The organism is Actinomyces sp. Marseille-P3109 (assembly GCF_900323545.1).
Taxonomy (GTDB): Bacteria; Actinomycetota; Actinomycetes; order Actinomycetales; family Actinomycetaceae; genus Actinomyces.
Genome location: NZ_OOHN01000008.1, coordinates 1,084,137 through 1,095,172 on the forward strand (window position 1 = coordinate 1,084,137; position 11,036 = coordinate 1,095,172).

An 11,036-nucleotide genomic window follows, 5' to 3' on the forward strand; every position below is an offset into this window, starting at 1 on the left:
CGCAGACAGATCGGAGATGAGCGAGTGGAGACTGATGATCGGGTCCGAACAGGTTTGCGCCGATACGCGCTCGCAACGATCATGAGCCCATGAGCAGTCCCTTCCCCGTTCCCGACGCCTTTGCGCACGTCGCACCGCCTGTGCCCGGTGTGCGTCTGGGGGAGCCACTGGGGCAGGGAGGCTTCGCCACCGTCTACGCCGGGGAGCAGGTCTCACTGCGGCGTCCGGTGGCTGTCAAGATCGACTCCAGGCCGTTGCACGACGAACGCAACCGTCGACGCTTCATGCGGGAGATGGCGGCGGCCAGCCGGATCAGCGGACACCCGCACGCGGTCTCGCTGATCGACTCCGGAGTACTGCCCGACGGACGTCCCTACCTGGTCATGGAACGCTGCGACGGAGGCTCCTTGGCCCAGGTCCTGGAGCGCGGCGAGCTCAGCGCAGCCCAGGCCGTCAGCATCGTCACGGCCGTCTCATCCGCCCTGGGGGCCGCTCACGAAGCCGGGGTCCTCCACCGTGACATCAAGCCCGGAAACATCCTCATTGACGCCTACGGAAGCCCACGCCTGAGCGACTTCGGCCTTGCCGCCATCCAGCGCGAGGGCATCCAGTCCTCCGTCACCCTGGAGACGATGACGCCGGACTTCGCTCCACCGGAGGCCTTCACCCTGGTGGAGCCCTCACCCAGCGGCGACGTATGGTCGATGGGGGCCGTCCTGTTCACGCTCCTGATCGGCCGCGGTCCTCGTCGCACCGCCGACGGTACGGCCCGGAGCCTACCGGAGATCATCAACCGCCTGTCCCTGCCCGCGGACACCTCGGACCCGCGTATACCCAAGGCATTGCGCTCGATCCTCGATCGGGCACTGCACCCCGACCCCGCGCGGCGCTACCGTGACGGCAATGAGCTCGCCGAGGCACTGGCCCGGGTCGGCGGCATCTCAGGCTCGGTGATCAATACCCCTCACGCAGCGATGCGGACATCCGATCCCGCCGCTGCCCCAGTCCCTGCCGCTGCATCCGGTGCAAGACGCTCAGGCAGGGCATTCGTGCTCCTGACACTCGGCGTCACAGCAGGCGTCGCCATCTCCGCCGTCGTACTCGCGACCGCGAGCCTCATTCCATCGGCATCCTCGGCGAACCGGACCGCCCAGCAGGCCCCGGCGACACCCGTCTCGAGCACCGGCACCCTGGCGAGTCAGGATGCCGGTGACGCCACGGCCACGGCTCAGGCAACTGTCCTCGGCTCCGAGAAGGCCTCACCGTCTCCGGCGACCGCTCCAGCTCCGGCACAGGTCAACGCTCAGGGCATCCCCTACTCCGACGACATGCCGTGGCCCCTGGGGACCTGCCTGAGTCGAACCACCTCGGTCGTAGGCGGCACGAGCGTCAGCCAGGTCGACTGTTCCCAGGCCGACTGGATCGTCTTCGCCGGCGGCACCTTCGACCCTGCCACGACCGCTTCCAGCGCCACCGAGGCCATGACGGATGACCCCCAGGTCAGGGCCGCCTGCACCAGCACCTACGCGGAGCTCTACGGACTCGACCTGTCCACCAGCTACTCGATCAATACACTTGGTCCCAGTGATCAGGAGTGGGCCGCAGGCGATCGCGGCTTCGCCTGCGTCCTGGGCCGGCTGTAGATCTACAGAACCTCCGAGCCGTCACGGGTGCGTGCCAGAGCGATCGCTCTGGCACGCACCCGTTGACTATCGGTGCGCCGAGAGCTCGGCCGGCTCTCAGGCCTTGTTGGCACCCGCAGGCTTCTCAGCCTTGTCAGGCTCGGCGTCGACCCCGGCCTCCTTGCGCTGCTCGGGCGTAATTGGAGCGGGCGCCTCGGTCAGCGGGTCGAAGCCGCCGCCGGACTTGGGGAAGGCGATGACGTCGCGGATGGAGTCGGCCTTGGTCAGCAGGGAGACGATGCGGTCCCATCCGAAGGCGATACCGCCGTGCGGCGGAGCACCGAACTTGAAGGCGTCCAGCAGGAAGCCGAACTTCTCCTGAGCCTCCTGCTCGCCGATCCCCATGACGTTGAAGACACGCTCCTGGACGTCGCTGCGGTGGATACGGATGGAGCCGCCGCCGATCTCGTTGCCGTTGCACACGATGTCGTAGGCGTAGGCCAGGGCGTTGCCCGGGTCGCTGTCGAAGGACTCCAGGCACTCCGGCTTGGGCGAGGTGAAGGCGTGGTGGACCGCAGTCCAGGCCGACTTGCCCAGGGCCACGTCACCGTCGGCCCGAGCCTCGGCGGAGGGCTTGAACAGCGGGGCGTCCACGACCCACACGAAGGACCACTCGTCGTCGTTGATGAGACCGCAGCGCTTGCCGATCTCCAGGCGAGCGGCACCCAGCAGGGCACGCGAGGAGTCCACGGGGCCGGCCGCGAAGAAGATGCAGTCACCGGGCTCGGCACCGGCCGCCTGGGCCAGGCCGGACCGTTCGGCGTCGGTGATGTTCTTGGCGACGGGACCGCCGAGGGTCCCGTCCTCGGCGACGGTCACGTAGGCCAGACCCTTGGCACCACGCTGCTTGGCCCACTCCTGCCAGGCGTCAAAGGTGCGCCGCGACTGGGAGGCCCCGCCGGGCATGACGACGGCGCCCACGTAGGGGTTCTGGAAGACCCGGAAGGTGGTGTCCTTGAAGTAGCTGGTCAGGTCCACCAACTCGCATCCGAAGCGCAGATCGGGCTTGTCCGAGCCGTACCTCTCCATGGCGTCGTGGTAGGTCATGCGAGGAATGGGGGTGGGCAGGTCGTAGCCGATGAGGGCCCACACCTCGCGCAGCACATCCTCGGCGACGGCGATGACGTCGTCCTGCTCGACGAAGCTCATCTCCACGTCGAGCTGGGTGAACTCGGGCTGGCGGTCGGCGCGGAAGTCCTCGTCGCGGTAGCAGCGGGCGATCTGGTAGTAGCGCTCCATGCCGGCGACCATGAGGAGCTGCTTGAACAGCTGCGGGCTCTGCGGCAGGGCGTACCAGGAGCCCGGTGCCAGGCGGGCGGGCACGAGGAAGTCGCGGGCGCCCTCCGGGGTGGAGCGGGTCAGGGTCGGCGTCTCGATCTCCACGAAGTCGTGGGAGTCCAGGACCCTGCGAGCGGCCTGACTGACCTTGGCGCGCAGGCGGATGGCGTGCTGCATGGGGCTGCGCCGCAGGTCGAGGTAGCGGTAGCGCAGGCGCGCCTCCTCGCCGACCTGCCCGGCGTCCTCGGCGTGGTCGGAGACCTGGAAGGGCAGCGGGGCTGAGGCGTTGAGGATCCGGACGTCGGAGACGACCACCTCGATCTCTCCGGTGGGCAGGTTCGGGTTGGCGTTGCCCTCGGGCCGGGCACTCACCTCCCCGGTGACTGCCAGGACGTACTCGGCGCGCAGGTCGTGGGCGACCTCCTCGCGGATGACGACCTGGGCGATGCCCGAGGCGTCCCGCAGGTCGATGAAGGCCACGCCGCCATGATCACGGCGCCGATCCACCCATCCGGTGAGGGTGACGACCTGGCCGATGTCTGAGGCGCGCAGGGAGCCTGCGGTGCGGGTTCGCAGCACGGTGCTGTGTTCCTTCCGTGTGGGGCACTGAACCGGTACCCGTCGGGGCGCACCACGAGACGGGTGGGCGCCGGCGGCAGTTTACAAGGAGCCCGGCGCTCAGGCGCTGACGCGGCAACCTCACACCGTGTCAGGCCGTGACCCGACGGCGCTGATAGGCCGCCATTCTGCGGCGGTTGACCGCGACGAGCACCGACAACACGACCAGGATCATACTGAGTGCGAGGATAGAGGCTCCGATGATCGGGAATCCGACGGGCTCGGTGGTCGGGCCGGCCGCCTGGATGCCCGAGGCTCCCGATCGCCCCGAGCCTCCCGGCGCAGCGACCTGGTGGGGCGGCGGCGTCGGCGCTGCCGGCACGGTGGGAGGGGCGGCCCCTCCGATGACCGTGACGCCTGAGACGGTGAAGTAGGGGCTCTTGTTGGTGTAGTCCGCCGCATTACCCTCCTGGGCACTCATCCCCTGGGCCCCGAAGACGCGGAAGCGTAACCAGTGGTTGCCCTGATCGACGTAGTCGGGCAGCTCGAAGGAGCCGGAGGCGGTTCCGTCCTGGGCGATCGTGAAAGTGGTGACCACCTCGGACTCCGAGGGGTGAGAACTGACCAGCGTTCCGTCGTCAATGAGGACCTGGACCATCACACCTCCCGGGAATCCAGAGACCGTGTACATGATCGTTCCTCCGACGGCGACCGTCGACGGGCTGACGGTCGAGGCGGTGCCCGTGGTGGAGGGGTCCGTCTTGGTGTCCGCTCTGGCAATGGGACTGGTGGAGACCAGTGCCGCCAAGGAGGCGAGTAGGACGGAGCAGACGATGAGAAGCGTACGTGCTATCCGCACCAGGTACCGGTTGGCGATACGACGCCGACCTACCGGCATCAACTGGCTCAACTGAATCATCTGTCCCTCACCTCCTTTCTGTCGCTGCATGTTCTGACTCCGTGGACTGTTTCCTTGATGATGTCCTGAGCGGTTTCCCGGGGCCGCTCAGCGTCCACGCGGCGTCTGCAGCCGTCGGGGGATCCTCGGCGCACGGAGCGGAAGTCCTGAACGTGCGGCGACCAGCAGGCTGCCCGCTCCGATGACGAGCAGTCCTCCGGCTCCCCCTAGGAGCATGTCGTTGGCACTGAGCCCCTTGGAGGTTGAGGCACCCTTGTCCGGGAACGTCAGGAGCTGGGCCTGGCTCGGACTCTGGGGATCGAAGGAGGCCGAGGTGATCTCCAGCTTCGCCCATCCCAGGAGACTATTGTCACGATCGGCCACCGCCAGCTCGTAGGATCCTGACCCGAATGTCGAGATGTCGATGGAGACGCTGTTGGCGTCATCGACCTGCACCCAGCCCTTGGTGGTTGCTCCAGGGAAGACGAACACCGAGACCCACTCCCCCGCTGAGGCCTTGGCCTTGGGAAGAACAAGATTGACGATGTTGCCCTGGCGCGAGCCGGACAGGGATCCGGCGTTGTCCGCACTCAGCTGCGCCGCGCTGGTCACCGGGGGCACCGGGTTCCTGTTGGGACGGACGGTACGGTCCTCTGCGGTGCCGGCGGAGGCCTGTGACAAGGACTCTGAGTCCTCTGCGTCAGAGGAACCGGCGTCACTACCTCGACCATCGCCTAGGCCACCTTCTTGGGCGCTGCGCTGGTTTCGGCTTCGATCGGCGCTCCGCTCGGCAGAGGCACTGCCAGACGAGGAGTCCGCACTCAGGTCGAAGGCACCAGGAGCGCGCTGAGGCGCGCTGTGAGAGCCACCGCCTGCATGAGAACCGGCACCGGACTGTGATTCCAACGAACCAGAGGAGTCAGCGGAACCGGGGAGGTCTCCAGAGCCGCCCCCCTGATCAGTGGGGTCTGTCTGGTCAGAGGTGGTTGACCCAGGATCCGAGTGCGGTACCGGCGTGGCAGTCTGTGGGGACGGGGGCGAAGGTGCCGTTGATGGCGCTGTGGATGGTTCATTGGAAGGATCGTCAGGCTCCGCAGAAGGAACCGGAGAAGGTTCTGGCTGCGGGGCGACCGTCTGAGTCGGAGACGGGGAAGGCGTCACTGCGGGTGTCGGTGTGGGTTCGGGAGCCACCGGGACCTCGTAGCTGAAGACGTTGGTCGACTCGGTCAGCCCGCTACCGATCGGGGAGACCTGGAGGAAGTAGCGGTTGGTCGTCAGATGCGTCCCGGCGTAAAGGGAGGACAGGTTGAGCTGGGCGTCGAAGGATCCCTGTGTGAAGGTGACGGGCAACGAGACGGTTCCCGGAACCCCGTAGCCGCCGTAGGCGACCAGCTTGATCTCGATCTGCTTGTCGCCGTCGAGCATCGCTCCGTTCTCACACCAGCCGCTGCCGGCGATCCTGATGCTGCGTTCGGGCTTGTAGTCGGGGTAGCCGTCCTTGGGGTCTGAGCCGTCTGGATTGAGGACGGTGACGACCGGCTTGGCCTGGCAGGCCTGAGCCGTTGAAGTCTGCGACGGCGTCGGGCTGGGTGATGGGCTCGGCTCTGCCGTAGGCAGCGGCTCCGGCGCGGCGGACTGCGTGGGCGCAGAGGTCGGTTCGGGGGTCCTCGTGGGCTCGACTGTGGGCTCTGTTGCAGGATCAGTAGCAGAATCCGCTGTGGGAGTGGTGGTGGGAGCCGGTTCTGAACTCGGCTCTGTGGTGGGCTCGGGCTCCGGTGCGGGGGCGGACGTCGGTTCCACAGTCGGTTCGGACGTCGGCTCCGCAGTGGGCTCGGGTGTGGGCTCAGGCACCGGAGGATCGACGATGTTCGGGTCCTGCTTGACGAAGGAGAACATGCCCGTTGTGGCACTCACGGTGCCACTGGTGTAGGTCAGACTGAAGAGCTTCGTCCCGACATCCCAGCTCTGGTCACCCGTTGCCTCCCGCATTCCTTTGACGAGGTAGTCGGTGGGAATGAAAGCGCTTTGGTCACCGCTCCCGAGTTTTGGATCAAGCTCAACCTTGAGCCAGGAAATAGGGTAGGACGACACCGTGCCACCGTCGATGACGTTGACAGTGACGCTCGGGTCTGACAGAAGCCTGCCACCGTCATGACACCAGCCGGTCAGAAAGGCATCAACACCGCCCATCGCCCCTGTGCTGTAGACCGGGACCACGTACTCCGGCTTCGACTGCCCCTCGGGATAGTTCAGGGAGGCTGCAGGGCGGCATTCGGTCTTCGCGCCGGCGTCATTGACGATCTCACTTCCGGTCAGGAGGGGTGCGGCCGCGACACCGGCGGTGGTGGTCAGAATACCGAAGGCCGTCAGGACGGCAAGAATCGAACGCGCACCAGTCCTGGTGACAGGGCGGGCGGCCAGTAGCCGCTGAGGGTAGTGCATCGAGGGATCTCGTTCGTGGACGGGGGCAGGTGGACTTACTCGCACAGTCCGCAGCCGGTTGGAGCGGACGACGAGGAAAGGAACGCACCAAGCAACAGATACGACTGCCTTTCGTAAGCGATGATAGATGGACTACTCCCTTCTAAGAATCCACATCTTGAGAAAACATCGCTTACGACGTCGATTCCAGGTTAAGTATACACAGCAGTAACCCGACAATCGGTCGGAGCGAGACCATTCAACTCTGAAATCACTGAGGAAACTCCTGTGTTGGTAACGATAAATCAGGGCGTGTGATCATGCCGTTGCTCAGATTTCATTTCAGTCACGGTTTCTAGCGCGAGAACGAACTGGGGGTTGTTCAACGCGAACCGCGCATTGAACAACCCCAACAGCAATCGTCCCGCTCTCCCGATCAGACCGGATGGTCCGGTGCGGGTGGCGGCTGGTCAGGCGTGACGCCGAGCGCGCACCAACAAGACCCCGCCGATCACGAGGGCTGCCGCGGCGACCGCGGCTCCCAGCGAGACCCCCGTCCTGGCCAGACCCGAACCGCTCCCGCCTCCGTCAGAGACGGAGACCGCCACCACGCTGGCGCCGTCGTTCCGGCCCTCAGCGCGACCGGAGGTCTGAACGGCGGCAGACGCGATCGCACTGGGAGTGCTCACCGTTGCCGGTGAGGGGGTACTGGGTCTGGTCGGCGCGGCGTCGGGTGCCGCAGTGGGCGTCGCGGAGGGAAGAGAGGCCGCGACGACGGAGAAGCGCTGAACATAGTCGTTCTTGGTGCTGCCATCGCGACTGCCGCCCTTGTTCACGGCGTAGACGTTCCCCCGCCCGTCATGCAGCACGTGGTTGGGGTTGCGACCGGCGTCAATCGTCTGCCTGATCGTTCCGTCACGATCATGCACGGTGATGGTCCCGGCATTGCGGTTGGTGACATAGACCAGGGAGTTGATCGGATCGAGCGCAACGTTGAGCGCCCCTGAGGAGACATCCTTGCCGTCGGCGTCCTTCACGTCTGTGGCGGTGACGACCTGATTGACCACCGTACCGTCCTTCTCGACAACGACGAGGTCGCCGGATCCCTGGCTGGCGACATAGATCCGCCCGGTTGCCGGGTTGTAGGCGACTCCGGAGGCGCGCGCGACATTGGCGGGCAGGGGCACCTCGGTGATACTGCCGGAGGCGACGTCGATGATGGCGGCCTTGGTGCTGGAGGCCGAAACAGTGACCAGGGTTCCCGAGGCCTCGTCGAGGGACAGGGACATGGCGCTGAAGTCGTCTGAGTCCTTACCCACGGTGATGTCGGCCAGCTGGGTGTTGGTGGACGTGTCGAACACGGCGATCTTGTTGGAACGCGCACTGCTGACGTAGGCGCGCTCGCGCGCCGCGTCGATGACGACGTCGCGGCTGTGGGAGACGATGTCCTTGTCGAACTGCTTGACGAGGGCGAGCGTGTCGGCGTCATAGACGGCGACGGTGTTCTGACGGGTGTTGGTCACCCACACGGTGCCGTGCTCGTCATCGACGGCCACCCCGTAGACGGCATAGCGAGCCCCCTCGAGCGGCTTGCCGTCTCTGCCGGTCGCAGTCGGGTCCACCTCAGGGACGACGTGATTCTGGTAAGCCAGCGTGTCTGCGTCGAGCTTGATCAACGAGGACTGCGTGACGGGCGGGCGCCCCACGGCGGAGGTGACGTACAGGGAGCTGCGGCTGGGTGAGTAGGCGGTCTGGTAGAGGCCGGGCGCAATGGACGACTCGACTCCGACAACGCTTCCAGGCTCACCGGTGGTTCCCGGCACGGGGGTCACAGCGGCATTCCTGTCGACTCCTGAAGGATCGGACTGGGCCTCAGTGCCGGCCGATGTCGACGACGCCTCGGCGGCCGCGGTAGCTGCGGAGCCCGCCGCGGGACGTGGCGTCTCGTCAGCCGCATAGGCAGCCGTCCCGACGACTCCAACCAGACTCAGCGCCACAGCGGATGTGAACGCCCCGACTCGTGTCAGAGCCGACCTGCGGCACGGCCGGGAGACGGACAGGGGTGTGGGGTCGGATGGGGATGGAGGGGATTGCTGGTGACGGTCCATGGAGTACCTCCGTGAGCTCGTCCGGCACCGTGTCCGGAACATTCGGGGGAGGCGCACTGAGCTGCGCCGGATCACCTGGCCTCCAGGAGAGGTAGACCTAAGCGATATTAGCAACGCTAACATTTTTTATTGTGCTTCAGTGCGACAACGGTCACCTTGTCACTGTCGGCTCACGCCCCGAGTCGAGATCCTGCTCATGGGCGTCGAGTCCCCAGGACAGTCCATGGCGCCACCATGCGTAGTCGTGGCCTCCGCGCTCCTCCCGGTAGCCGAGCAGAGCCCCTTCGGCCATGAGAAGCTCCGCCGCCGTCCGCGCTCCCTGACGCAGGACCCCCTCATGCACGCCGCATTGAACCACCAGCCGCGCCGACAAGGGTTCATTCGCGCCCATATGTCCCGAATCCCCCCGACGGCGCAACCAGGCCAGGAGCTCTCCCTCACCCTCGCCCCGGCGGCCCGATCCCAACCAGAAGGACGCCGACTGAGCGATGGCTCGTCCCGCGACATCAGGCCTGTGCAGGACGAGATCCGCCGCGGCCAAGCCACCCAGCGACTGACCGGCCACCACCACCTGCTGCGGGCTCCAGCGTCGCCGGCCCTCCTCCGCGGCCTTCAGGCACCTCATCAGCAGTTCCCTGCTGCGTCGAGGATCCGCCAGATCCCGTGCACGCATGGACAGGTCGCCGGAGTCGATGAGCAACAGGTCCCAGGACGCCGCCCTGGCACCAAGACGGCCGACGACGTCGTTGCGGCGCCAGATCTCTCCGTCGAGAAGAACCAGCAGCCCGTACTCCTTCCCCGTGCTCCCCGAGCCATCCCCGCAGCCGGCTCCCTGACGGGCGTCGATGAGGTCCTGCTGCCACAGGGTGACACGTCGCGCCGAGTCGCCAGGGACGTCGAAGCCATTGAGGACCGTGCCGCTGAGATCAGTGCTGCGTCCATACCCTCCACCGCTGACCTCAGAAGTGCTCCAGGGCTGCTCCGTGGCCGCCCACTCCGGGTGGGTGGATGCCGTCGGTCCCTCCCACAGGGAGGAGACGAAGCCGAAGCCGTCGTGCAGGCGATCAGGATTGAAGGCATCCGGACGCCCTTCGGCGTGGACCCGCTTCCAGGTCCCCCGCCGAGCTCCGGCATCGTCGGGTAACGGCTCCCGAGTCACGACGAGCCGGTACCCCACGAGGGCGTCCTCCGGCAGCAGAACGTGGTGCGCCCACCAGCTGGTTCCTGGGACCCGGGTGGCGAGCGCCGGGGAGATGTGGGTGCGATGATTGTCCGTCAGCGTGTTGAGATGGATGAGAACGCTGGGACTGGCACCGTGCCGCCGGTCGTCGCGCCACAGAAAGGTCGCCTCACGCATCTCGACACCGTCAACGACACGGGTCTCCCCCAGTACCGGCGTACCGCCGGCTGCAGCAGCGGCCAGGGCGTTGTCATCAGGATGAGACGGCCACCAGTCCGGAGCCGTGCGGAGCAAGCCGCCGCCGGGAGCCACTGGAGTCGGTCGCAGCTCTCTCCAGCGGGTGTCCTGTGCCTGATGGTCATCGTCAGGACGGGTACCGCTCACACCGGCGACCCTATCGGACTCGCTCCATTCCCATCGCAGCACCACCCGCGAGAGATAGAGCCGCCGGGGAGAAGTCGACAGCCGTGGGAGTCCCGGCGCTTCACCGCCATGGTCCCGGGAAGTGGGGGAAGGAGAAGTCAGTCGTCGAAGTCGAAGCCCGCGGCATCGGCCTCGCGCACAAGCGAGGTGATGGCGTCGTCATCAGTGAGGTAGGGCGTCAGAGCGACAGCCAGTGCCTCGAGATCCTCCCGGCTTCCCCGGGCAAAGAAAGCGCCTCCTTCCGGATCCGCATCCTCCAGCTGCGGAGTCCGGTTCAGCTCCACCAGCCGACGCACGACACCGTCCCAGAAGTAGCCGTTCGGCTCGTGACCCATGGAGGCGATCGTCTCGGTTGTCGGCGGGGTGCCCGCGTCGATGCTCAGATAGGTCCAGGAGCCGCTGTCAGTCTCGACATCCTTGATGAGGATGAGGGTGTCATCGTAGTTCTTGTCGTGGTCGGTCATGGAAGTCCTATCGAGTTGTGGGCT

At 66.4% G+C, this 11,036-nt stretch carries 7 protein-coding genes; 1 reads left to right on the forward strand and 6 read right to left on the reverse strand.

All coding sequences use genetic code 11. From position 1 onward, the window contains the following. Nucleotides 1-89 precede the first annotated feature (89 nt). Nucleotides 90-1,643 carry a serine/threonine-protein kinase gene (locus BQ8008_RS04990; protein WP_108833064.1) on the forward strand — a complete coding sequence of 518 codons (1,554 nt, stop codon included), beginning with the start codon at nucleotides 90-92 and terminating at the stop codon, nucleotides 1,641-1,643. 96 nt (nucleotides 1,644-1,739) lie between these two features. Here the strand turns inward: BQ8008_RS04990 and aspS are convergent, their stop codons facing one another. The 6 genes from aspS to BQ8008_RS05025 form a co-directional block, all read right to left on the reverse strand. Further along, nucleotides 1,740-3,539 (reverse strand): aspartate--tRNA ligase, encoded by a 1,800-nt coding sequence (gene aspS / locus BQ8008_RS04995; protein WP_108833065.1) that lies wholly within the window; start codon nucleotides 3,537-3,539, stop codon nucleotides 1,740-1,742. A gap of 130 nt (nucleotides 3,540-3,669) precedes the next feature. Further along, nucleotides 3,670-4,437 carry a DNA-directed RNA polymerase II gene (locus BQ8008_RS05000; RefSeq protein WP_234415235.1) on the reverse strand — a complete coding sequence of 256 codons (768 nt, stop codon included), beginning with the start codon at nucleotides 4,435-4,437 and terminating at the stop codon, nucleotides 3,670-3,672. Between the two features lie 87 nt (nucleotides 4,438-4,524). Continuing rightward, complete coding sequence (locus BQ8008_RS13425; RefSeq protein WP_199907935.1) at nucleotides 4,525-6,858, reverse strand: hypothetical protein; 2,334 nt, start codon at nucleotides 6,856-6,858, stop codon at nucleotides 4,525-4,527. A gap of 449 nt (nucleotides 6,859-7,307) precedes the next feature. Beyond that, complete coding sequence (locus tag BQ8008_RS05015) at nucleotides 7,308-8,834, reverse strand: ATP-binding protein (protein WP_159086768.1); 1,527 nt, start codon at nucleotides 8,832-8,834, stop codon at nucleotides 7,308-7,310. Between the two features lie 262 nt (nucleotides 8,835-9,096). Next, nucleotides 9,097-10,509, reverse strand: a complete 1,413-nt coding sequence (locus BQ8008_RS05020; protein ID WP_325048118.1) for an enterochelin esterase domain-containing protein — start codon at nucleotides 10,507-10,509, stop codon at nucleotides 9,097-9,099. 137 nt (nucleotides 10,510-10,646) lie between these two features. Continuing rightward, on the reverse strand, nucleotides 10,647-11,012 hold the full coding sequence (locus BQ8008_RS05025; protein ID WP_108833070.1) for an Imm51 family immunity protein: 366 nt from the start codon (nucleotides 11,010-11,012) through the stop codon (nucleotides 10,647-10,649). Nucleotides 11,013-11,036: the final 24 nt, after the last annotated feature.